The organism is Paludibaculum fermentans, from assembly GCF_051172195.1.
GTDB lineage: Bacteria > Acidobacteriota > Terriglobia > Bryobacterales > Bryobacteraceae > Paludibaculum > Paludibaculum fermentans_A.
Map to the genome: position 1 here is coordinate 2,773,983 of NZ_JBPJAQ010000001.1, position 24,583 is coordinate 2,798,565.

The following is a 24,583-nucleotide window of genomic DNA, read 5'->3' on the forward strand; positions in this document are numbered from 1 at the left end:
TCAGCAAAAGGTGCTCCTGCCATGTTTCGTTTCATCTGCTTGTCCCTGTTCATCCTAGGCGCGGCCGTTGCCGCAAAACCCGTCCATACGGATCGCGGACTGGTGGAAGGAGTGCCTACGGCCGATAACGCCATCACCGTGTTCCGGAGCATTCCCTACGCGGCGCCGCCGGTTGGAGATCTGCGCTGGCGCGCTCCAAAGCCAGCCGTGCCGTGGAAGGGTGTGTTGAAGGCGGAACATTTCTCACGGTCTTGCATGCAGGCGGCGGCCAGTTCGCTGGGCCCCTGGACCGAGGAGTACATGGACCAGAACGAGCGTAGCGAGGACTGCCTGTATCTGAACGTGTGGACGGGCGGTACCACAGGGAAACGGCCGGTATTCCTCTGGATTCACGGCGGCGCGTTCGACCAGGGCTCCACCTCCGTGGCGCTATATAACGGCGAGGCCCTCGCGCGGAAAGGCATCGTGGTGGTCACGATCAACTACCGCCTCGGGGTCTTCGGATTTCTCACCCATCCGGAGCTGACCCAGGAATCCGGGACGCATTCCTCCGGCAACTACGGATTGCTGGATGCCGTGGCCGCCCTGCAGTGGGTGAAAGCGAACATCGCGGCATTCGGTGGCGATCCGGATCGAGTGACCATTGCGGGGCAGTCAGCCGGCGCCAGCGCGGTGCATGCGCTGCTCGCGTCACCACTGGCGAAAGGGCTGTTCCACGCGGCGATTGCACAGAGTGGTTCGAGGATCGGCAACCGGCAGCGACCCCTGGTGGATGTGGAGAAGGATGGATTGAGGTTCCAGGAGGTGAAGAGAGCTGGATCGCTGAAGGAGTTGCGAGCGATGCCGGTGTACCTGTTGATGGCGCCGGTGGAAGGAGCGGTATTCCGCTGGGGCCCTGTCGTGGACGGGGCACTGTTGCCCGACACCGTGGCAGCGATCTTCGAACAGGGCAAGCAGAATGACGTGGTGACCTTGACAGGGTGGTGCGCCGACGAGAGTAGCGCCGATGCGAAATATGGCAAAAGCACATCGGAAGAGTTTGAGCGCTTCGCGCGGCGTTTGGCGGGTGACCTGGCCGACGAGTTCCTCAAGATGTATCCGGCCTCGACGCCGGGTCCCTCGCAGATTGAGAGCGCCCGCGCGCAAAATATGGTGTCCACGCTCCTTTGGGCGCAACAGCGGTCGGCACATTCGAAGACCGCGGTTTATACATACCTGTGGGATCATCCGCTGCCGGGGCCCAAGCGGGACCGGTATGGGGCGTTCCATTCGTCAGAGCTGCCGTATATGTTCAACAGCCTGGGCAGTGTGAAGCGGCCCTGGGAGCCGGCGGATTCGGCGATGGCGGAGAAGACGACAAGCTACTGGGCCAACTTCGTCAAGACCGGGGATCCGAATGGCGAAGGACTGCCGAAGTGGCCGCCCGTGGATGTGAATTCCGCTGTGACGATGGAGCTTGGCGAGCGCTTCGAAGTGCGTCCGATCGCCGATGCCGCGCGAGTGAAGTTGCTGGAGGCGATTCTCACGCGAGCGATGGGTGCCGTCGGGCGATAGTTGCACCGCCGTTCTCCGGGTTATTCCTGACGCAGCGAAGTGGCCGGGTCGATACGCATTGTGCCTGTCAGCGGCACCAGCGCCGCCGCGGCCGAAACCAACAGTAGCAGCAGGGCCGCGCCCGCCTGGACGAAGGGATCGGAGGGCGCTATGCCAAACAGCATCGACTTCAGGAGCCGCGCGAGGATCAAGGCGAGGAAGGATCCGGGCAGGATGCCGAAGCAGACCGGCAGTATCGCTTGCCGCAGTCCCGCCCCGATGAGGCGGCCGGCGGTGGCGCCGAGAGCGAGCCGAATGCCGAATTCCCTCTGCCTGCTTGCAACTGCATGGGCGACGGTTCCGCTGAGGCCCAGCCCGGTTAGCAGTAAAGCGAAGAGACCCAGTGTCACGGAAACAACGGAGAGAAGCCGCTCCCGCAGCAGCGAGCGCTCAACCAGTTCGCGTTGGGGCCGGAGGCGGCGAACCGCCAGGCCGGGCGCGGAGCATTGAATCACACGGCTTAGTTCCGGCAGGGGTAATCGCCTTCCCGGCAAGGCCCGAATCTCCAGTGAAGCGGGCATGTCACTGGTGCCCCGGAACTCGGATTGGAAAAAGGGCAGATAGATCATCGGTGGCGCGGCTTCCCGGAGGCCGTTCAACCGGGTATCTTCGACCACCCCGACAATTTCAAGTTTCTGCTTTGGATCGAAGATGGAGAAGCGATGACCCAGGGCCGAACCGTTTCCGAAATAGAGACGCGCCGCGGACTCGTTCAGGATGGCGACGAGAGGCGATGTTTGAGTGTCAGCGTCGCTGAAATCGCGGCCCCCCAGCAGCCTGACGCCCATGGTCGTGAAGAACCCCGGTGAGATGGAGAGGAACTCCGAAAGGTCTCCCGTGACAGCGCCGGAGGGACTCTCCGGAAGGATCGAGGCCCGCCGCGAGTTACCGCCGAAATAGCTCCAGCCCGACAGGCTGACCCGCGCCACTTCCGGCAACCCGGCCACCTGCGCCAGCAGAGTGCGGTAGACGGAGTTGGTGTACTCGCGGTTCCCCTCCCTCTCCCACTGAAGTTCCGCGATGGAAAGGCGCTGTTGGTCGAACCCGGGATCCAGCCGCTCGAGGTTGGACCGGGTGGTCTGCAGAAGTCCGCCACCGACGAGCAGGACGACCGCCAGGCAGGCCTGGCCCGCAACGAAGAGTGCGCCGGAGGGGAATCCAGTGTGGGGCAAGCGGAAGAAGGGCGACAAGCCGCGGCTGGACGCTCCGGTGTTTTCGCCTGGCAGGCGGAGCGCCGGCAATGCCGCGGAGAGCGCCGTGACGAAGGAGCAGAAGGCGATGGCCACCAAAGCAAAGCGCCAGTCCCACTGCCAGGCGAGCCGGATGGGCCGGTCGGGGTCAGAGGCCAAACCCAACAATACGCTGGAGGCGATGGGCGCGAGGATCGCCCCGAGCAGGCAGGAAGCGGCCGACAAGGCAGTGGTCTCCACCACTACCTGGCGGACGAGCCTCCGCCGGCTTGCGCCGAGGGCCATGCGAATCGCCATCTCCTCGCGGCGCCCATCGTGGAGCGCAACCAGGAGCAGGCCCGAATTCGAGCAGCCGATCAACAGGAGAAGGATCGCGGCGAGTGTCACAGTGGTGAGCGGAGTGGCGAACTGGCTCCGTAGCCCTGACCGCAAGCCCTTCGAAGCGTCCAGCGCGCGAAGCGACATCGCCGGTTGGCGCGCATCCCGCTGCTGGCCGGGGGGCAGTGGTTCCTTCTGCAGATAGTCTTCCCAGGCTGGGCGTAGCGAGGCTTCCATCTGGAGGGGGCCGGCGCCTGGACGAAGCACCACTAGCATGCGACCGCCCTGCGCTTGCGCGGCGGGAAGCCAGGCGTCGGGCGAATGGCCGAGGTCCAGTTCCGGGAAGCGGCCCGGCAGTATGCCGATGATCCTGACCTGCCTGCCGCGCCGACCGAACAGTTTCCCGAGTGCGTCAGGCGCTCCCCCAAAGCGCCGCTGCCAGTAGTCGTAGCTGAGAATTGCTACTGGTTCCGCGCCGGGGGCGCTGTCTCCGGATTGGAAACCTCTCCCCATCACTGGCCGGACTCCGAGGACTTCCAACGCCCGGACGTCCAGGCTCTGCAGCCGCACGGGTTCGGGTTGGAATGCCGCTCCCCCATACGAGACCAACTCGTCGCCCGGATAGCCCACCACGAGAATTGTGCCGAGCGGTTCCACGGCTGCCCGCAACGGGGTGATGGCCGAAGCGCGAAAAGACTCCTGTGGGACACCGCCGCGGGCGCCGGGCCGCACCAACTGGAAAAACCGGTCCGCGCAGTCCACAGGCAAGGGCCTGACCAGCAGGCGATCCAACAGGGAAACCAGGGCCATGGATAGACCGATGGTTAAGCCCAGTACGGCCACTGCGCTGACGGAGACCGCTGGATTCCGGCGGAGGACGCGAAGGCCGACAACCAGGTCCTGCCGGACTGATCCAATCGAGTGAGTCAACCGGTGTGTCATCACAAGCCCCATGGACTCTCAGACGCGCCAGCCGGCAGTATCGTGGAGCTCGACTGACCGCTAAGCCTTCGAATTGTTGCGAAGCTTGTGCGGGCCCCCCGCCGTGATCGGTACAGTGCCGGTTCATCTCTATTGAGTTCATCCATTTTGGTAGTTCCCTCGAAATCGGTGACAAGTATGAGGGGTGAAGGAACTTTGATTTGACTAGACAAGTAAGATGGCCTACAGTCTTTTGCAGACAAAGGAACCCGTATGTCCTCAGCAAATTGTCCCCGGATTAGTGTACTGTCGTCCTTCTTGTTTTCATTCCTGATGGGGAGCCTTCTTCCCGTTTATGCAGCGCAGCCAGGCCGGATCCGGCTGATTGAAGAGACCGGTGGTGCTGCTTACGTGAGCAGAGACCTGGGTGCGATCGCAGGGGCGGCGCGCCTGGCGGTGCCGGCTCAGGGCGGACATCTGCTGGTGCTGACGAGTTCCGGCCGGGTGTGGGCCTGGGGCGATAACAGCTCGGGGCAGTTGGGCACCGGCGATATGGAGCGCGTAGAAAGCTGGCGCCTGGTGGACGGGTTGGAGGACGTCGTCGCAGTGGCCGCGGGTACACAACATTCAGTGGCACTGAAGAGAGACGGTACTGTTTGGGCTTGGGGCTGCAACTACGAAGGCCAGTTGGGCGATGGGTCGCTGCTGTGCCATGCGCAGCCACGGATGGTGGAAGGTCTGACGAAAGTGAAGTCCATCGCGGCGGGCGATGCATTCACCGCGGCGCTGCGGAGTGATGGTGCACTGGTCGTATTTGGAGCGAACTGGAGCGGCATCGCACCGGGCGAAGCGCTTGGACTGCTGCTGCGTCCGACAGTGGTGCGTGGGGTCAGCCTGAAGGGTGAACTGGCCGTGCGGGAGGGGCGGATTGTCGGAGTGGAGAAGGCGCCCGGTGCGTCGGCCTGGCCGGGCAGGATCGGAATAGAACGCAGCGTGTCGGTGACGGAGAGGGCCATTGCCGTGGCAGAGGGTGGACGGACGGTTCTCAGCGTGGCGCTGGAAGTGAAAGCGACGGCTTGGGCGGCCGGATGGGCGCTGGCCTGGATCGAAGGCGGGTCGGAAATGGAGGTCCAGGAGGGCGAGTCAGCTGAGGCATCGAGTGGCGGCCAGAAGGCCGTGGCGGGGGTGTCCGTGGCCCGTATGGCGGCGTCCTGGATTGGCCAGCCTCGCAATGCGGTGGGGCCCGGTTGGGTGGCTGCTGGGCAGTCGCACAGCCTGAAGCTGAATTCCGATGGGACGGTATGGGCATGGGGCCGCAATGCAACCGGTCAATTGGGAGATGGTACGACGGCACAGCGGAGCCGGGCGGTGCAGGTAAATGGCCTTAGTGGAATTGTGGCCCTCTCGGCGGGCAACGGACATAGCGTCGCGTTGAAGAACGACGGGACCGTGTGGGCATGGGGCCAGAACTGGGCGGGCCAAATCGGGGACGGCACCACAATCACCAGGCTGATTCCGGTGCAGGTGCTGGGCCTGTCGGGTATCGTCTCCATCGCCACGGGCATGGAGCACAACCTGGCGTTGAAGAGCGACGGGACGGTGTGGGCATGGGGCTATAACTCCGATGGCCAGATCGGTGATGGAACCAACACCAATCGGACACTGGCCGTTGCCGTGACCGGGTTGACCGGCGTCAGTGCGGTTGGCGCGGGTGCGTACTACTCGCTGGCCGTAAAGAGTGACGGGACCGTGCGCGGATGGGGCAACAATTCGCAAGGGCAGTTGGGCGACGGCACCACAACCTCGCGGGTCTCACCGGTGCAGGCCACCGGAGTCACGGGAGTCACCGCGGTAGCCGGCGGCAGCAGCCACACATTGGCGCTCAAGAGTAACGGCACAGTCCTGGCCTGGGGTGCGAACTATTCCGGATCGCTGGGCGACGCGACGTCGAGCCCGAGGCTGACAGCGGTCCAGGTGAGTGCAGTGAGTTCCGCCGTCGCGATCGCGGCTTGGCAGAACCATAGCGTGGCCGTCAAGTCGGATGGCACGCTCTGGGTGTGGGGTGAGAACGGGCAAGCCCAATTGGGCAATGGCTCAGTTTTCGACCAATTCACGCCCATCGCCCTAAGCGGGCTGAGTGGGGTCGCTGCCACAGCTACGGGCCGGTATCACACATTGGCGATGAAGGCGGACGGGAGCGTCGTTTCGTGGGGGTTTGACGAGGAAGGGCAGTTGGGGACCGGTAACGTGACCGTTTTTACGTCTCCGGTCAGCACAGGGTGGCTGAGCAGCGTCACCAGAATTGCGTTGAACAGTACGCATGCGCTGGCCTTGAAGAGCGACGGGTCGGTGTTGTCGTGGGGCCAGAACGCATATGGCCAATTGGGCAATGGTTCGAACGGACTGGCAGCGAACCTGCCGGGCGCGGTTGGCGGCCTGAGCGGAATGACCGCCGTGGCGACGGGCTATGCGCACAGCCTGGCCTTGAAAAATAACGGCACCGTTTGGTCATGGGGTATAAATTGGGGCGGCCAACTGGGTGATGGAACAAATACGAATCAGAACACGCCGCTGCAGGCGGTGGGACTGACTACCGTGACGGCGATTGCTGCGGGCCTCAACCACAGCCTGGCGGTGAAGGCCGACGGAACCGTCTGGGCCATGGGTTACAACGGCTATGGGCAATTGGGTGACGGCACTACCGCCAACCGCAATACGGCTGTCCAGGTGGCCGGTTTGACGGGTATTACGGCGGTGGCGGGCGGCAATACCTCCAGTTTCGCGCTGAAGAATGATGGCACGGTGTGGGCCTGGGGGCAGAACGGCAACGGGCAACTCGGCGACGGTACGACGATCCAGCGGAATACTCCTGTACAGGTGTCCGGACTCACGGGCGTTGTCGCGATTTCCTCGAACAACAATCACACGCTGGCTCTCAAGAGCGATGGCACGGTATGGGGCTGGGGGCAGAACAGCAACGGGCAGCTCGGCGACGGCAGCACGTCGGGCCGGGCGCTTCCAGTGCGCGTGACCGGATTGACCAATGTGGCGGGTATCTCCGCCGGGCAGAACCACTCGCTGGCTGTCCTGACGAACGGCACGATCTGGTCGTGGGGTTATAACGGTCTCGGGCAGTTAGGCGATGGTAGCCTGATCCAGCGCACGACTCCCGTTCAGATCCTGGGAATCAGCGGAGTGAGTTCCGTTGCGGCGGGCGTGAACCAGGGTATGGCCGTACTGACAGACGGAACGGCGGTGGGTTGGGGCTCGCGTGGACATGGACAACTGGCTGAAGGCTCTACCCTGCTCTCGGCGACGGGTGCCGCCGCACTGAATGCTGCTGCGGCCGATCTGGTCCTGACCAAAACAGCGGCGCGGCAGTTCCGCCTGGGCTCCTATGCGGCGTACACACTGGCGGTGACCAATGCAGGTGGAATGGCCAGCAGCGGGGTCACCACCCTGACCGATGTGTTGCCGGCAGGCCTGACGTACGTGTCAGCCTTTGGCTCAGGCTGGTCGTGCGGAGCTTCGGGGCAGACGGTCACGTGCGTATCCGTGAATCCGGTGTATTCCGGAGTCGGCACCAGCGTCGCCATTCTGGTCAGTGTCAGCACCTCAGCGCCAGGCACGATTACGAACACTGCGACGCTGACGAATACTGCGGATACGAATACGGCGAATAACACCTCCACCGCGGTGACGAAGGTGACGCCGCAACTGCCGAGTGTCGGGTTGATCGCCTCCGGGCGCAATTCGGGATTCCGCGTGACCGGCAGCGGAGGCCTCTTCAGTTGGGGCGACAACTTGAGCGGACAACTGGGTGATGGGACAACGGTTTCGCGCTCCACGCAACAGCAGGTGCTGGGATCACTTAGCGGCATCATCGCGATGGCCGGCGGGACCAGCCACATGCTCGCGCTGAAGAGTGACGGAACCGTCTGGGGCTGGGGCGGCAATGGCTCCGGGCAATTGGGAGACGCCAGCTATACCCAAAGGCTCGTACCAGTTCAGGTGAGCGGATTGACGAATGCAATCGCCATCTCAGCCGGGGACAGCTTCAGCATGGCACTTAAGTCGGACGGCACGGTCTGGTGCTGGGGCACCAATGGAAACGGGCAGTTGGGCGATGGCACGACGGTCACGAAGAACACACCCGTACAGGTTACCGGACTCACCGGAGTAGTGGGCATCGTGGCTGGTTCCGCTTTCGCCCTGGCAGTGAAGAGCGATGGAACTGTTTCGAGTTGGGGCAACAACAGCGCCGGGCAGTTGGGCGACGGCGGGACGACGTCACGCAGTACGGCGCTGCCGGTGAGTGGGTTGGCCGGGGCCATCGCGGTTTCGGCGGGCGTCAGCCATGCCTTGGCCCTGATGGGCGACGGCACGGTTCGAGGCTGGGGACTGAACTCAGTTGGCCATCTGGGCGACGGGACTAGCAGTCAACGCCTCACCCCAGTGCAGACGCTGGGGATCAGCGGGGTGATTGCGCTCGTTTCGGGTGTCGACCACAACCTCGCACTGCGTAGTGATGGATCGGTTTGGGGTTGGGGCTATGCGAATGACGGACAGCTGGGCAACAACAGCATCCAGAACGTGTTCACTCCGACCTTGATTGCAGGCGCCGGGCCAGCGGCAGGTTTGGCCGCGGGTACCTTGCACAGCCTGATCTTGCGCACGGATGGCAGCATTTACTCGATGGGGAGCAATATCTACGGCCAGTTGGGAGACGGTGCCGCCGTTCAGCGTGCCGTCCCGGCGACAGCCGGCGGATTCACCGGCGTTGTCTCGGCCGCTGTCAGGTATAACTTCGGAATTGCGGCCAAATCCGATGGAACCGTCTGGACGTGGGGCCGCAACCTCAACGGGCAATTGGGGAATGGAGCCACGGGCTGGAGCACGGGCGTTCCTGCTCAGGTAGCGGGGCTCGCGGGCGTTGTCAGCGTTGCGGCCGGCGATACTCACGCGTTGGCGTTGAAGAGCGACGGCACTGTGTGGTCGTGGGGAGGGAACGGCAGCGGACAACTGGGTGACGGGACGACGTCCACACGGACAGCGCCGGTGCAGGTGACAGCCTTGACGGGCATCACCGCGTTGGCGGCCGGCCAGTCGTTCAGTCTTGCTCTCAGGAACGATGGAACCGTCTGGGCCTGGGGGGCGAACGGTTCGGGACAGTTGGGCGATGGGACCACCACCAACCGATCGACTCCGTATCAGGCGCTCACAGGAGCGGTAGCAATTGCGGGCGGGTCTGGTCACGCCGTTGTGATGAAGAGCGATGGGACCGTCTGGACCTGGGGCAGCAACGGCAACGGTCAACTCGGCGACGGAACCACAACCAATCGTCCGACGCCGCAACAGGTGAGCGGGCTGACCGGGGTTATCAAGGTAGCGGCGGGCAATTCCCTCAGCGCCGTAGTCAAAACCGATGGAACGGTTTGGACGTGGGGGTGGAACGGCTATGGACAGCTAGGCGACGGCACGACGACCCAGCGGACGACGCCGGTACAGGCGGCAGGAATCACATCGGTCACTTCTCTCAGCGGAGGAGGGTATCATATGCTCGCTCGCCGGAGCGATGGCACGGTCTGGTCCTGGGGCTACAACCAGTTTTCGCAACTGGGAGACGGCACCGTAGTCAATCGTCTATTGCCAGCGCCAGTCAGCGGCATCAGCGGCGTGACGGCAGTAGCCGCGGGCGGATACGAGTCCTTCGCCCTGAAGAGCGACACATCTCTTTGGAGCTGGGGCTCGTTCAGTTATGGCCAGCTGGCGAATGGTGTGGTACTCACAACGGCAGTGCCCACTGCTATCGCTTCCGTGCCACCGCCGGATCTGGCACTGACCATGACGGCTGGTATTCAATTCGCGGTTGGCGCCAAGGCGACTTACCTGCTCTCCTTGACCAACCAGGGTGGATCCGCGACCAGCGGCCCCATCACGATCACCGACACGCTCGCCTCCGGGCTCGGCTACGCGTCAGCCTCCGGTCCCGGGTGGAGCTGCTCCGCCAGCGGACAGACTGTGACGTGCACCAGCAATGCGGTGATTTACCCCTCCGGTAGTACCAACCTGGCGTTGTACGTGAATGTGGTTCAGGCGGCCTATCCCTCTGTTTCGAATACGGCCACCGTGGCGACAACAGGGGACGTGAATACGGCCAATAATTCTTCGACGGTCGTCAGTCCGGTCAGCCAGCAGGCCACCAGCCGTGCTCATATCGCGGTTGCTGTCGGCTATGGCCACTCACTGCGGACGACGCCGAGCCTTACCGTTTGGGCATGGGGCTACAACGGGTACGGACAACTGGGTGACGGGACCACCATTCAACGCAACGCACCCGCACAGGTTCCGGGCCTGACCGGCATCATTGAGGTGGCGGCCGGCAACTACCACAGTCTCGCGTTGAAGGCGGACGGGACAGTTTGGACGTGGGGGTACAACGGCAGAGGCCAACTCGGCGATGGGACTACCAATAGCCGGAGCACGCCGCAGCAGGTGGCGGGGCTGAGCGGTGTGGTGGGAATTGCCGCCGGCCCGTCAGCCAGCCTGGCCCTGAAGTCCGATGGAACTGTCTGGAGTTGGGGCTACAACAATGCCGGCCAACTTGGTGACGGAACTACGATCGATCGAAGCAATCCGGTGCAGGTAGCAGGATTGGTGGGCGCCACCTCGATCGCGATGGGCAATCAGAGCGCACTGGCCGCGCGAGCCGATGGCAGCGTGTGGGCATGGGGGGCGAACTCCTACGGCCAACTGGGCGACGGCACGACAACTACCAGATTGACAGCCGTGCCCGTGAAGAACGCAAGCAATGTGGTGGAGGTGGCGAGCGGCTACTATCACAGCCTGGCGCTCCGTTCGGATAACACCGTTCTGGCGTGGGGAAACAATGTGAATGGCCAGCTCGGCGATGGCTCCACGACCATGCGGTCACTTCCGGTGCAGGTTGCCGGTCTTTCCAACGCAGCTCAAGTGGGCGCGGCGAGATACAGCTCCTTTGCGCGGTTGAAGAATGGAACGGTGATGGCCTGGGGTGACAACATGGGCGGGCAGCTCGGCGACGGGACCATGACGCAGAGGACAACGCCCGTCCAGGTCAGCGGCCTGACCGGTGTTACCGGCATCGCTGCCGGTTGTCTTTCTTCCTACGGGAACGGTCTGGCGGTCAAGATGGATGGCAGCTCCTGGGCCTGGGGCTCGAACAACTATGGACAGTTGGGGAATGGACAACCCCTCTTCCGTTCCACTCCGGTGACGGTTAGCGGGCTCAGCGGAGTTTCGGCGGCATCCGGCCGTGAGAATCACTTCCTGGCGCTGAAGACGGATGGAACTGTGAGGGCCTGGGGCAACAACGTCTTAGGCTTGCTGGGGGATGGCACGGCCATGATGCGTTCCACCCCGGTGGCTGTCTCCGGCCTGTCGAGCGTCAAGCAGGTGGCCGCGGGCATGGGTCACAGCATGGCTTTGAAGACGGATGGGACTGTCTGGACCTGGGCCGATAACGTCTACGGGCAACTGGGCGACGGCACCACGACCAGCCGGCTGACGCCTGCACAGGTGGGCAGCCTGAGCGGTGTGGCCAGCATCGCGGCGGGTATGAGTCATAGCTTGGCGGTGCTCCCGAATGGAACGGTGTGGAGTTGGGGTTACAACTCCCAAGGTCAACTGGGTGACGGCACGACGACCAACCGGCCCGTGCCGGCCCAGGTACCTGGATTAACCGCTGTTGCGAAAGCGGCTGCTGGCGATCTCTTCACGCTCGCGTTGAAGACTGATGGCACGGTGTGGGCGTGGGGTGACAATTCGTCGGGTTCGCTCGGCGACGGCACGACCACCTCTCGCCTGTCTCCGGTCCAGGTGGTGGGGCTTTCCGGAATCCAGGCCATCTCGGCGGGCTACCGGCACAGCACAGCGCTCGGCTCCGACGGAAGCGTCTGGGTTTGGGGGAACAACGACTCCTCCGGAATGGGGGACGGAACCAATACCGTACACGCGACCCCACTCAAGCTGCCGGCGCTCGCGGGCGTGGTTGCGATCTCCGGCGGCGGGCAGCATACGCTGGCGCTGAAGAATGACGGAACCGTTTGGGCATGGGGGCGGAACACAGCGGCACAACTGGGTGATGGCACCATTGTGAACCGTTGGACTCCGGTGCCAGTCGCCCTGCTGCCGGGCGCCACTGCAGTGGCCGCCGGCGGCGAGAACAGCATCGCGATTCTGAGCGACGGAACGGTGCGCGCGTGGGGTAGCGAGGACTTCGGCAAGGCAGGTGACGGCCAGCCCAGTCTGGCCCTGGTGCCGGTCCAGTCGCTACCCAACGGCTACGCGGACCTGACGATCGCCATGTCGGATGGCGGGCCGCTCACAATTGGAGGCCAAGCCACTTACACCCTGACAATCAGCAATCTTGGCCAGATCGCCAGCAGCGGAACAATCACCGTAACGGATACGCTGCCGGTTGGGTTGAGCTATCTGAGCGCCAGCGGCACAGGCTGGAGCTGCGCGGCGGCGGGACAGATCGTCACTTGCACCAACTCCAATGCCATGGCGGCGGGCGCTGCTTCAGCCATCACTCTCAAGGCGACGGTTCTGGCGACAGCTTACCCGGCGGTGAGCAACATCGCCTCCATCGCAGGTGGAGGCGATATCAACCTGTCCAACAACACCTCGGGCGATCCGCTGAGCGTCAGCGGCACCACGGCGGTCAGCATCACGCCCGCGTCGGGCAGCGGCGCGCAGCAGCTCTTCCAGGCCGTCTATAGCGGCGCGCAGGGCTATCAGAAGCTCCGCTGGGTCCAGTTGCTCTTCGCCGTGGCGCCCAATGGGGGCGGCCAGGCCTTCTGCTTCCTGCACTATGACGTGCAAGGCAATGGCTTCTGGCTCTACTCGGACGTCTTTGGTTTCTTCGTGGGGCCGGTGACGCCAGGCGTGGCTTCCAGCGTCCTGCAGGGTTCGCACTGCGCCCTGAACACCGCTGGTTCAACTGTCTCGGGCAGTGGCTCGAACCTGACGCTTAATATGGCGGTTGTGTTCAAAGCGGCCGCAGTCCGAAACGTGTACATGCGAGCCATGGACGATACGGACTTCGACACCGGCTCAGTCCAGCGCGGCACCTGGACTCAGGTGGCCGCTCCCGTCGGGAATCTGACAGTGAGCCCGGCCAGCGGCACCGGCGCCAGTCCTACCTTCACGCTGACCTTCCCCGATCCGCCCGGCTTCACGGGATCGGCTCTCGGTTGGGAGGAGTTCCTGGTGGCTGCTGCGACGGATGGCGGCGGTCAGCCGTTCTGTTTCGTCCACTACGACAGGGCTGGAAACGGACTGTGGATGTATTCCTCCGACGTCGGCTTCTTCCTGGGGCCGGTGGCGCCCGGAGCGAATTCGAATGCACTCAGCAGTTCGGCCTGTTCCGTCAACACCGCGGGAACAACGGTTCAGAATGTAAGCGGCAACCTGATCCTGGGTGTGCCGCTGACGCTGAAGGCGCCGATGAGCGGAACCAAGAAGTCGTACCTGCGAACGATGGACGCGCTGAGTCGCGATACCGGCTGGCAGCAGAAAGGGACGTGGACGATTCCATAGTTGGATAGGAAGGAAATCTACGGCAGAGCGCGCCGGTGCACGATTGCCGGCGCCCGCATACTGCGGGCCATCTACCTCGCCGAATGCGTCGGCGAACTAGCGAGTCCTGCGGCCAACGCCGGAGCCGATTTCCAGAACTTTGGAATCGCGGGGCCATAACGCTGAGTAAGACGGGCAGGTAAGGGCGGATGAGTTGGTCGCAATTGGCGCTGACGGACGCATTGGCGTTGGACTCATCCGCCTGGGAATCGCGTGTGCAAACAAAGTGCTCGGAATTCAGGCAGGTCCGTTCGTTCCAGTCCCTCTTCACCCGCTCTGCGCCCGCGCTTCAACCGGCTGATTCCGATACACAATGTTCATTGAACGCCAGCAGCCACGAGTATTGAGTGCGAGGCGGACAAGTTTCCTACGGGTTTCTCTCATGGATTGGTAATTCAGGTGGGCGTATTGTCCGCCTGTCCCGTGGTTGCGTGATCGCGCCGTTTCTTGGTCCAGAATACGAAAGCGATAAGTAGCCCGACAAAGAGGCAGAGGATGGCAGTGGCCAACGCCGTCGGGCCTAGATTCTGCCTTGTTAGCGGGTAGCGCCGCAGCTGGTCGATCAGCCCCGAGAGCGAGCCGATCAGGCATAGGCCGAAGAACGCCCGGGCTGCGTACTCGGTTGCGCGCTGGTAGGGGGGGCGCAACCAGAACCCCATCGTCCATTTCCATTGAAGATTCCACAACAAGGTCATGCCGGCTGCCACGAATGCGAATGCTGTCTCGATGGCCTGGAGGACCGGGTCTCCCGCCTGTTGCTTGCCAACTTGCTCTCTCGAGAGCTCGGCGGCGATTCGTGATTCCAAGGCCGTCGGCATCTGGTCCTTCGCGACTTCGAGGCGCAGGATCGTTGGCCCGAAATATGTCACTCGAACGGAGAGGCCAGGGCGGATCGGGCCGCCATGCGAAGCGGCATTGCGGAACCCGGGCGACACGTCGTAATCCGAGTAGCAGAACCGCTTGGACCGGACCGAGAAACATTCAGCATCATGTCCGTTGTAGGGCATTGGGTGGAAATCGGTCACCATCCCTTCCACGATCGAGTAGCGGCCGGATTGTAAGGCTGTCATCGCCGCCAATCCCTCGTTGTGGAACCAGATGCCCAGGTAGATCCAGATGAGACCAAAGGCGCAGAGGAAGAATGGCACGATCCAGTGCGGCTGCCGCCATTTGAACCAGAGTTTCGCGGATATGACAATGCCGGCGGCCAGAACCAGAACGAGGCCCAGAAGCCCGAAAGAAGAGTTCGAGGATTCGCCTGAAACCTCGAACGCAGTTACGTATTCCTGCATCTGGGATTCATCATCACATGAGCGGCCCATCGCCCGACAGGACTTCGCAGCGTCGCAGGCCGCGGTTAGAACGAAAACCGCGCGCTGAGCTGGATCTGGCGGCCCGGAGTGGACGACTCGGTAATGGTCCCGAATTGCGCGGTGTTCACGAAGCGGTTTGGGGTGCCCAGGTTCACTTTGTTCAGCGCATTAAATGCCTCGAAGCGAAGTTGGAACCGGGCGGTCTCGGTGACGGCGAAGGTGCGGGCGAGGGCGAAATCGAGCGTCTGCTGGCCCGGCCCGTAGACTGTGTTCCTGCCTGTGTTGCCGAACGTGTATGGCGCAGGTGCGGAAAAGGCCAGGGGATTGAACCACTGCTGGGCGTTGCGCGTGCCCGGCCCGAAGACGGGCTGTCCGCTGTAGTTCGTACGAACGGAGTTCTCACCAAGCACTGCGCCCGTATTGGCCGTATCGCCAAAGACTGAGATGGTGAAGGGGAAGCCGCTCTGCGCCTGGTAGATCGTGGACAACTGCCAGTTGCGCGTGGAGGCGCGGGACCATTTCCAGTGAGGGAAAGAATGTACGTCATAGACGGCACTCAGCGCGAAACGGTGCCGGATGTCACAGGAAGGTCCCTTCTCTGATCTCAGGTCCTGGTTGTTTTGTGGAATGGCCGCTTCGAACATGGGCGAGCGGAAATCGGGCGCATCACTTAGATTCTTGGCGTAGGTGTAGTTGGCCAGCAGGCTGAGCCCTCCCGAATAGCGGCGGCGGAGATTGACATAACCGGCGTCGTACCAGCTCTGGGCCGTGTTCTCGAGCCAATTCACCGCGCTCACCGGGATGGTGTTGCTGACGACAGTGACGCTGTCCGGGAAGATCGTACCGGCAGGAACGTAGCGCTGCCGTAAGGGCGACGCGGCTGGATGAGGCCGGGGCCGGGCAGGGCATTGTTGATCAGGTGGGCCCGCTGCAGGTGAAAGCCGCGATCGCCCTGATAGCCAATTTCGAGGGTTGTAGCCTGGCCGAGGCTCTTCTCGATGGAGGCCGACCATTGCTGCACATATTGCGGCGCCTGGTAGGGGTCGAACGCAGTAAAGCTGGTGACCGTCCTGCCGACGACGGGCGCGGCGAAGTCGAATGTGCGGATGGAAGGCGTGAAGGCGTCGCTCTGGTTGGTTTCCGGAAAGATGATGGGTACGTTATGGAGGTTGTTGCACCAGGTGTTCATGTCGACCGGTGTATAGAAAATGCCATAGCCGGCGCGCACAACGAGCCCGTAGCGGCGGACTTGCTGCGCGATGCCCACGCGCGGCGCGAAGTTCAGTTTGTTGGGGTAGAAGAGGCCCTTCGGCGTGCCCATCTGTCCGCCGATGTACGCGGTGAGCTTTTCCCGCGTCACGAAGAGGCCGGCCCACTGGTTGGAAACGTCGGTGAGCGGGCTCATGAACTCGTAGCGCAGGCCGAGGTTCAAAGTCGTCGAGGTGGTGACGCGCCAGGTGTCCTGCACATATGCGTCGGCGTACCATTGGCGCAGGTTCATGCGCGGAGAGCCCACCTGGCGCTGCCGGACAGCAGGTAGGCCCAGTTCCATGCTGGCCAGGGCTGAGCCAGTGCCATCGTTCGTGGCTGTGCGTGTCGTATAGCCGCTGGTGAACTGATAGTAGCCTCGGCTGAGGACATAGGCCCACATGGGCCAGATGAAGCGGCGCTAAGCGCCGCCCACCCGCAAGCTATGGCGGCCGTGCTGCCACGAGAGCGTGTCGCGGCCTTCCACAATGGTGTCCCAACTCTGCATGGGTGTGGCCTGGAAGGTGTCGCCGAATGCAGAGTAGCCCTGGACGTTGAAGTTGGGAGCGCCCCAGGCGCGGGCCCCGCCGAAACCAACACCCTGGATTCCCAACTGGCCGACGATGTCGTTGACTCCGGCATTCTCTTCGGAATGCGTCATAGCGAGTCGCGAGTAGGCAATCAAAGCTGTATTGACAAGATTGGGCGTCAGGACCCGGGTCCAGCCGATGTTCGCGTTCTGTGAGAGATTGTCGTGGAACAGTCCGAAGCCCGGCAGGTTCTGGGGTGTGAAGCAGTGCTCGGCTCCGCCTGAGAACCGTGCGGTGATGTTGCCAACCTGGTCAAAAACGCGGTCCACGCGGAGCGTGCCTTGATTGTTGGTATTGCGCTGGTTGCGTTGATCGAGAAAGTTGTTTGAGTCGTTTCCGGCGCCGACCACCGAAGGCACCCCGTCCATGATCATCGCGCCCATATCCATTGTGTTGGGGCGTGGCACGTAACGGTTCAGCATGAGCTGGGCGGCGGGATTCAGCAGATTGGAGGGAATGACATTGCCAGGGAAAGGATCACGGAAGTTCTGGGGATTGGTCTTGCTGACCGGCTTCGACGGATCGTAGTCCGGGTTGGCATGCTGGCTGAACGGGTTGTAGATGTCCACGCCCGCGCCACTGAAATCGCCGTTGGCCTCCTCTTCCATGGGGACGGTGCCGATGGAGGTGACGGCCTTCACGCGACGCAGCGCTTCGTAGTTGGCGAAGAAGAATGTCTTGCTGCCGATAAGCGGCCCGCCCAGGGCGGCTCCGAAGTTGTTTTGGACGAGGAATTTACCGCCCGGGTCTTCGTTGAAGCTATGAGCATCCATGGCGCCGTTGCGCAGGAACTCGTAGGCCGTGCCGTGATACTTCGACGTGCCGCTCTTCGTGACGATGTTGATCTGCCCGCCGCCTGCGCCGCCCAATTCGGCGCTGTAACTGCCGGTCTGCACCTGGAATTCGCGAACGGCGTCGGGCGAGAGGCTGAGGTTCTGTGTGTTGAAGGTCGGGTCCGTATTGACAGCGCCGTCAATGAGGAAGTAATTAGCGTTGGGACGGTTGCCGCCGATGGTCAATGAGGAGTTCTGGCCCGGCCGCCAGTAGAGCGGATTCATTGAGCCGGTCTGGGCGCCATGACCCTGGTGCGAGCCGGGGACGGTGAGCGCGAGGTCCAGCAGGGACCGTCCGTTGAGGGGCAGTTCCTTGACCGATTTCGTCTCAACGACTTCCCCAATGGCTGCGTCCTGGGTCTTCAGCATATCGACGGTAGAGGAGACTTCCACCGATCTTCTGGCTGGACCGACCGTGAGGCTTAGATCGAGGCGCATATTCTGTCCCACCTCTAGACGCACGGCGTGGGTCGCCGTGGAGAAGCCCGGCGCTTGTGCCTCGATGGTGTAGGGTCCAGGCAGCAGGCCGACGATCTCGTAATGCCCGGTGGGGTCCGTGGAGGCTGAGCGAACAGAGCCTGTCTCATCGTTGCGCGCCTGCACTACAACGTTCAGGACCGCATCCCGGCGGAGGTCCGTGATGATCCCATTGACGTTAGCCAGGTTGCACTGCGCGGTGAGCAGCGGGCAGACGGAGACCAGGGTTGCCCAGAAGAAGATTCTCGCCATCGTGGGGGCAAGTATAAAACCGTGCAGTTTTAATTCTTATAATTTGAACCTATTAGGAGACTTGGGTTTGTAGGCAGATGCGTGCGAAGAAGACGGACCCGGTTCGGCTGCCCGGCCTGTCCCACTTACCTGAGACGCGGGTAGCGGCTATGATTGCGGTGTTGCCGGAGCGCCCCGAATTGCTCATGGACCTGACGAAAGAGATGTGATTCTTACTCGAACGACTCCAGCATGGTGTGGGATCGGCCTATGCGGATCATCCATTTTCTGACGATTGACGGCGATGACAAGGCAATAATTGCCCGGCTTGTCGGCTTGGGCTTTGAGCTCTCTGATGCTGGCCCTCGCGGGAGACCGGTATTCTTCCAGGTGGCCGAGGATGATACGCGCTGGAATGAGGTCTCCCGGTTACTCGCGGAACTTGAGGCCGGCCAGGGTTACATCGGCTGGCGGATAGAGACAGCCTTCACCAGCGAGGAAAAGGCAGCGGCGGGTTATCTCGCCTTTGACTACTGCTGGACGAGTGGATACCCTGAGCCTTCCGATATCACCGCGGTCCCTGGGTTGCGTTGTCTACCCTTTGAACTTGTGAACTACGACATGGGCGAACGGTGCATGGCCTGCGGCATTGGTACGCGGCAGAAAGCGCCGTTTCGGATGAAGAAGGAACCGGCGTGGGGGCGCAGGTCGATTCTTAAGCTGAACTGGGTGCCGGACGAGGTGTTTGTCCGGAGGGATCGATGGGAGTCGGTGTTCCGCCCGTTCGGAGTCGAGTGCGGCCCAGTCTTGCACCATCGATCGGGCACGGCTCTGGAAACGGTAGTCCAGCTGAAGTTGGAGAAGACGGCCAGCCTGAATCTGCAGGGCGTGGCGCCCAGGGTGTGTCCGGCCTGCGGCAGGCAGAAGTACGCGCCGGATCCCAGAGGCCCATTCCCGGCCGTCCTCAGCGCGAGTGCCGCCATCACCAAGACTCGAGAGTATTTCGGGCATAGCGGAACCGCCTTCAACGAAATCCTGGTGGCGGCGGCGCTCTTTCAACGCATGCAGTCAGCGGAGTTGAGAGGCGCCGGATTTCGTCCTTGCGCCAGCCAGGGGACCACAGTGCGATAGGCGTCGTAGCGCGACGCAGACGTAACAACTCACGGAGACCGCCCAAAAATCCATTGTTATGATGACTGTCTTTATATAGACTGTCTCCATATGGACCTCCTCCAAGGAACCCTCGAGATGCTCGTGTTGCGGACTCTCCTGTTTGCCCCACTTCACGGGTATGGCATTGCCAAGGCGATCCGCAGCAGTTCGAACGAGGCGCTCGACATTGAATTCGGCTCACTGTACCCCGCGTTGAAGCGGCTTGAGCTGAAGGGCTGGATCGAATCCAGTTGGGAGGTCTCCGAGCACAAGCGGCGCGCGAAGTACTACCAACTGACCTCCGAGGGCCGCCAACAACTCCAACAGGAACATTCGAAGTGGGCCGAGTTCGTTACCGCTGTCGGCCATGTCATGGGGCCCATGCCGGAAGGAGGCAAATCATGAGCCTGGTTCGAAGGCTGAAGTATCTCCTGCCGTCCTACCGGCGTGAGGAAGAGCGAGACATGCAGGAGGAACTGATGGCCCTGGCCGAAATGGCCGAACCCGGAGAACTCGGCAACCTGACCCGGGTAGCAGAAGAAGGACGCGCGGCCTGGAACTGGACACTGCTTGAGCAGTTGTACCGCGATGCGCAATATGCGTTCCGGACGCTGCGGCGCAACCCCGGCTTCACGGCGACCGCCGTACTCTCGCTGGCCCTGGGGATTGGGGCGAACACCGCGATCTTCAGCCTGGTGGATGCGCTGATGTTGCGCTGGCTGCCTGTGCGAGACCCGCAATCGCTGGTCCAGGTCAAAATGGGAACCTCGAAGTCCGACTTTGCCGGTGATACCTTCTCTTACGCGATCGTCAACGCACTGGCGGAAGAGCGGACGATCTTCGAGGGCGTCTGCGGCTTCAGCGGCGCCGAGTTCACGGTTGGCCTGGCCGGCTCCCTGAACCGCGTGCCCGGAGCCTGGGTCACCGGGTCCTTCTACGAAACGCTGGGCCTGAATCCGGCGCTGGGCCGGCTGCTGACAAGCGAGGACGATCAGCCCGGAGCCGCGCCGGCGGCCGTGATCAGCGATGGCTACTGGAGCCGCCAATATGCCCGCAGCGCCGAGGTCATCGGGCAGATGATTTCGATCCATGGCGTGGCCGTCCCCATCGTTGGCGTGAGCCCGGCCGGCTTCACGGGAGCGAACGTCGGCTCTCCCGCCGATATCACCGTCGCCGTGGCTGCTTTACCAATCCTGCAGCCGGTCGACGAGCCGCTCCTGGGCCGGGGTATCTACTGGCTGCGCGTCCTCGCCAGGCCGCGGCCCGGCCTCTCGGTCCAGCAGGCCACGGCCCACCTGGCTGCGGTTTGGCCGCAGATCGCGGAACGCGCGGTCAGCCCGGCTTGGCCGGCGGCCCAACGGAAGGAGATGAAGGAAACTCCGCTGATGCTTGTGCCGGGCGGGACCGGCTACACCTTCCTTCGGGCGATCTTCCAGAAGCCGCTGATGGTGCTGCTGGGTGTAACAGGGCTGGTGCTGCTGATCGCATGCGCGAACGTGGCCAGCCTGCTGCTGGCGCGAGCCACGGCCCGCCGGCGCGAGATCTCCGTCCGGCTCGCGATTGGCGCCGGGCGGGGGCGCATCATCCGGCAGTTGCTGACCGAGAGCACTCTGTTGGCATCCATTGGGGCCGTCCTTGGAGTTGGTGTGGCCTGGATCACGGCCCGCCTTCTGTTAGGCACGCTGCTGTCCGGCGGGCAGTTCCGCGGGCGGCTGGTGCAGTTCGACCTGACACCGAACTGGCGGGTGCTGGCCTTTACCAGCGCGGTGGCGCTGGCGACCGGCATACTGTTCGGCCTCGCTCCAGCGCTGCAGGCAACCGCGTTGGGCGGAGCGAACACGCTGCAGGAGGACGCACGCGGCGCCCGTTCGCGGTCCCGGCTGCTCTCGTCCCTGGTCAGCCTCCAGGTGGCGCTTTCCCTGATGCTGCTGATCGGAGCCGGGCTGTTCGTGCGCACGTTGCAGAATCTGCAGAATGTGGATCCGGGCTTCCGCCGTGAGGGGGTCCTGCTGGTGGACGTTGACGGGCGGCGCGAAGGCTACACAGACGAGCGCTTGCTGGCGCTCTACAAGGACGTGCTGGAGCGGGTCAGGAGGCTTCCCGGTGTTACCTCGGCGAGTATTGCCAGCCACACTCCGCTGAGCGGCTCCACCTGGTCAGAGGCGGCCGTGCCCAAGGGACAGGTTCTGCCGGAGAAAGACAACGCCATATTCGTGGCGGCCGGACCGCAGTTCTTCTCCACGATGCAGACGCGCCGCATCGCAGGGCGCGAGTTCAGTGAACGCGACGACGGCGAGGTCAGGGTGGCGATCGTCAACGCCGCCTACGCGGCTCGCCATTTTCCCGGCCGCAGCCCCATCGGGGAGCATCTGACGGCGACGGTAGCCAAGCCTGCCGGGGACCTCGAAATCGTTGGCGTCGTCGCGGATGTAGCGGCCGGTGCGCTGCGAAGACCGCCGCATCCTACGGTCTACGTGCCCTTCTTCCAGCAGGCGCCCCGCTCGGCCGCCTTGGAGATCCGTGCCTCCGGTTCGCTCGCCCATGTAGCCGAGGAGTTTCGCAAAGAACTTCAGCCCACATTCCCCAGCAATCCGTTGGAGGTCCGGGCACTGTCCGATCAGGTGGAACAGACTCTGGTGCAGGAACGGCTGATGGCGAATCTCGCCGGCGGCTTTGGTGTGCTGGGCCTGTTGCTGGCGTGTGCCGGACTCTACGGTTTGCTGGCCTACAGTGTGGTCCGGCGGACTAAGGAGATCGGCATCCGTGTGGCGCTGGGCGCCAGGCCGCAAGTCGTTCAGTGGATGGTGGCGCGCGGCGCGCTGCGCCTCATCGGCATCGGTGTGCTCCTGGGGTTACCCGCGGCCTGGGCAGCGTCGCGCTGGGTCCGCTCAATGCTCTTCGGATTGACCGAAACGGATCCGAGGATCATCGCGGCCGCGGTGGTTCTGCTGGGCGCCGGGGGATTGATCGCCGCTTACCTGCCGGCGCAACGCGCAGCGCGTGTCGAGCCCATGACCGCCCTGCGGCATGACTGACTGGCAAATCGGTGGGCCGTCGCAAACTTGGTGGGGGCAGTGTCGGACGGAGCGCCGCCAGATCACTTACGGTTCCCACTCCAATACCGGCAGGTTAGAATTGCGACAGAGGACAAGCTCGATTCTGTCGGGCGGCTGATTCATTGCATTCGTAAGGAGGCAGCGCTTGTCATTGGAGGATCTGACCTTTGGACAGCGGGTGGAGCGCACATTGAAGCCACTCGGCCTTCCCATTTACCTCTGCATGCTCGGCTGGCATTACTACGAACACAAATCGATCGATATCTTCGTGATCCTGTTCATGGCGGTCTATCTCTTTGCCGGCGTCCTGCTCGACTGCGCGATGGAGCACTTGTTCTTCATGAAACCCAAACCTCGCACGGATCGAAACAGTACGCCGTGAGACCGCTGACTGCTAGGCCGTCAGCGTGCGAGTCAGGTGCTGCAGCCCTCGCTCCTCAATTTCGACCTCGCGGATTCTGAACTTCTGCACCTTGCCGGTGACCGTCAGCGGGAACTCGTCGACAAAGCGGATGTAGGCCGGAATCTTGAAGTAGGCGATCTTGCCCTCGCAGTAGCTCCGGATCTCCTCCTCGCTGGCGGTGACCCCCGGTTTCAGCCGGATCCAGGCCAGCACCGCCTCCCCCAGGCGCGCATCGGGCAGGCCCACCACCTGCGCTTCCGAAACTTTGGGGTGGGTGTACAGGAACTCCTCGATCTCGCGCGGGTAAATGTTCTCGCCGCCGCGCAGGATCATATCCTTCAACCGTCCGGCCATGCGGAAGCAGCCGTCCGGCCGCATCACGGCCAGATCGCCGGAGTGCAGCCAGCCCTCGGAATCGATCACCTTCGCCGTGGCCTCGTCGTCTCCGTCATAGCCGCGCATCACCAGGTAGCCGCGAGTGCAGAGTTCACCGGGTTCCCCGGGGGGCAGGGTGTGGCCGCTGGCGGGATCCACGATCTTCACTTCGGTGGCCGGCATCGCCCGGCCGACGGTGGTGCAGCGCAACTCCAAGGGATCGTCGATACTCGACATCGTGCTCACGGGCGAGCTCTCGGTCTGCCCATAACAGATGGTGATCTGCGGGCAGTGCATCTCGTCGACAACGCGCCGCATCACCTCAATCGGGCAGGGTGCGCCAGCCATCACGCCGGTGCGCAGCGAGGTGAGATCGAAGCGCGAAAACGCGGGGTGGGTGAGCTCGGCGATGAACATGGTGGGGACGCCGTAGAGCGCGGTGGCGCGCTCAGCTTCCACCGCTTCCAGCGTCTTGACGACATCGAACGAGGCAGCCGGCAGGACGATGGCGGCGCCCGTCGCGGCGGCGACCTGCGTCCCGATCACGCAGCCGAAACAGTGATAGAGCGGCACCGGCAGGCAGATGCGGTCGAGCTCGCTGGCGCCCAACCGCTCACCGATGAAACGGCCGTTGTTGATCAGGTTGCGGTGCGTCAGTAGCACGCCTTTGGGCGAACCGGTGGTGCCGGAGGTGTACTGGATGTTGGCGACATCGCCGGGCAGGATCAGCGGGGCTCTGAACTCTTCGCCGGCGTCCAGCATGGCCTGCCAGTCGCGGGTGCCGAGGTAAAGCGTGCGTTCCAACTCACATTCCACGCCCGCCACTGACTCGGCCAGGATGGCGCGGTAATTTGCCCGGGCATCGGATTCGTGCAGGAACAGGACGCGGATGCGGCTCTTCTTGAGGACATAGCGCAGTTCGTGCGACCGGTACGCCGGGTTCACGTTCACCATCACCAGGCCGGAAAGCGCGCAGGCGTACTGCAGCAGGACCCATTCGGCGCAGTTCGTCGACCACACGCCCACGCGGTCGCCTGGATTCAGCCCGAGGGCAAAGAGGCCGGCGCCGACCCGCTCCGCCTCATGGATGAGTTCGTCCCAGGTATAGCGAAGATCCTGGTGGCGTGAGACCAGGGCCAGGTGGCTCCCACACGACGCCCGTGTGGCTTGCAGCACCTCTCCGATGGATCTCTCCCAGACTCCTGCGTCCGGTCCGTGCGTATAGCTACGAAGGTCACACTCCATGGTGGTGCTGGTCATCT

General features: G+C 63.2%; 12 protein-coding genes. 6 read left to right on the forward strand and 6 right to left on the reverse strand.

Annotated elements, in window-relative coordinates; all coding sequences use genetic code 11:
- The first annotated feature begins 21 nt into the window (after nucleotides 1-21).
- Complete coding sequence (locus tag ACR9Y2_RS11365) at nucleotides 22-1,554, forward strand: carboxylesterase/lipase family protein (RefSeq protein WP_435041372.1); 1,533 nt, start codon at nucleotides 22-24, stop codon at nucleotides 1,552-1,554.
- A 20-nt stretch (nucleotides 1,555-1,574) separates the two neighbouring features.
- On the opposite strand, the gene ACR9Y2_RS11370 is transcribed toward ACR9Y2_RS11365, so the two are convergent.
- Nucleotides 1,575-4,043 carry an ABC transporter permease gene (locus tag ACR9Y2_RS11370; protein ID WP_435041373.1) on the reverse strand — a complete coding sequence of 823 codons (2,469 nt, stop codon included), beginning with the start codon at nucleotides 4,041-4,043 and terminating at the stop codon, nucleotides 1,575-1,577.
- Between the two features lie 390 nt (nucleotides 4,044-4,433).
- On the opposite strand from ACR9Y2_RS11370, the gene ACR9Y2_RS11375 reads away from it, so the two are divergent.
- The gene (locus tag ACR9Y2_RS11375) at nucleotides 4,434-13,604 is read left to right on the forward strand and encodes a hypothetical protein (protein ID WP_435041374.1); all 9,171 of its coding nucleotides are present in this window, start codon (nucleotides 4,434-4,436) and stop codon (nucleotides 13,602-13,604) included.
- 434 nt (nucleotides 13,605-14,038) lie between these two features.
- Here ACR9Y2_RS11375 and ACR9Y2_RS11380 read toward each other — a convergent pair whose 3' ends face one another.
- The 4 genes from ACR9Y2_RS11380 to ACR9Y2_RS11395 all read right to left on the reverse strand — a co-directional run bounded on the left by ACR9Y2_RS11380 (nucleotide 14,039) and on the right by ACR9Y2_RS11395 (nucleotide 18,356).
- Nucleotides 14,039-14,935 (reverse strand): hypothetical protein, encoded by an 897-nt coding sequence (locus tag ACR9Y2_RS11380; protein ID WP_435041375.1) that lies wholly within the window; start codon nucleotides 14,933-14,935, stop codon nucleotides 14,039-14,041.
- A 65-nt stretch (nucleotides 14,936-15,000) separates the two neighbouring features.
- Nucleotides 15,001-15,744, reverse strand: a complete 744-nt coding sequence (locus ACR9Y2_RS11385; RefSeq protein ID WP_435041376.1) for a hypothetical protein — start codon at nucleotides 15,742-15,744, stop codon at nucleotides 15,001-15,003.
- A 5-nt stretch (nucleotides 15,745-15,749) separates the two neighbouring features.
- Nucleotides 15,750-16,607, reverse strand: coding sequence for a hypothetical protein (locus ACR9Y2_RS11390; protein ID WP_435041377.1), 858 nt, complete (start codon nucleotides 16,605-16,607; stop codon nucleotides 15,750-15,752).
- Between the two features lie 18 nt (nucleotides 16,608-16,625).
- A complete protein-coding gene (locus ACR9Y2_RS11395; RefSeq protein ID WP_435041379.1) occupies nucleotides 16,626-18,356 on the reverse strand; it encodes a carboxypeptidase regulatory-like domain-containing protein in 1,731 nt (576 codons plus the stop codon).
- A gap of 249 nt (nucleotides 18,357-18,605) precedes the next feature.
- On the opposite strand from ACR9Y2_RS11395, the gene ACR9Y2_RS11400 reads away from it, so the two are divergent.
- From ACR9Y2_RS11400 to ACR9Y2_RS11415, 4 genes are all read left to right on the forward strand, one after another.
- The gene (locus ACR9Y2_RS11400) at nucleotides 18,606-19,466 is read left to right on the forward strand and encodes a hypothetical protein (RefSeq protein ID WP_435041380.1); all 861 of its coding nucleotides are present in this window, start codon (nucleotides 18,606-18,608) and stop codon (nucleotides 19,464-19,466) included.
- Nucleotides 19,467-19,556: 90 nt separating this feature from the next.
- Nucleotides 19,557-19,892, forward strand: a complete 336-nt coding sequence (locus tag ACR9Y2_RS11405) for a PadR family transcriptional regulator (RefSeq protein ID WP_435041381.1) — start codon at nucleotides 19,557-19,559, stop codon at nucleotides 19,890-19,892.
- Nucleotides 19,889-22,522, forward strand: coding sequence for an ABC transporter permease (locus ACR9Y2_RS11410; RefSeq protein ID WP_435041382.1), 2,634 nt, complete (start codon nucleotides 19,889-19,891; stop codon nucleotides 22,520-22,522). Before ACR9Y2_RS11405 ends, ACR9Y2_RS11410 begins: the two co-directional genes overlap by 4 nt.
- A gap of 166 nt (nucleotides 22,523-22,688) precedes the next feature.
- Entirely contained in the window at nucleotides 22,689-22,925 is a 237-nt protein-coding gene (locus ACR9Y2_RS11415) for a hypothetical protein (protein ID WP_435041383.1), read from the forward strand.
- 12 nt (nucleotides 22,926-22,937) lie between these two features.
- Here ACR9Y2_RS11415 and ACR9Y2_RS11420 read toward each other — a convergent pair whose 3' ends face one another.
- Nucleotides 22,938-24,581 (reverse strand): AMP-binding protein, encoded by a 1,644-nt coding sequence (locus ACR9Y2_RS11420; RefSeq protein ID WP_435041384.1) that lies wholly within the window; start codon nucleotides 24,579-24,581, stop codon nucleotides 22,938-22,940.
- Between the last annotated feature and the right edge of the window lie 2 nt (nucleotides 24,582-24,583).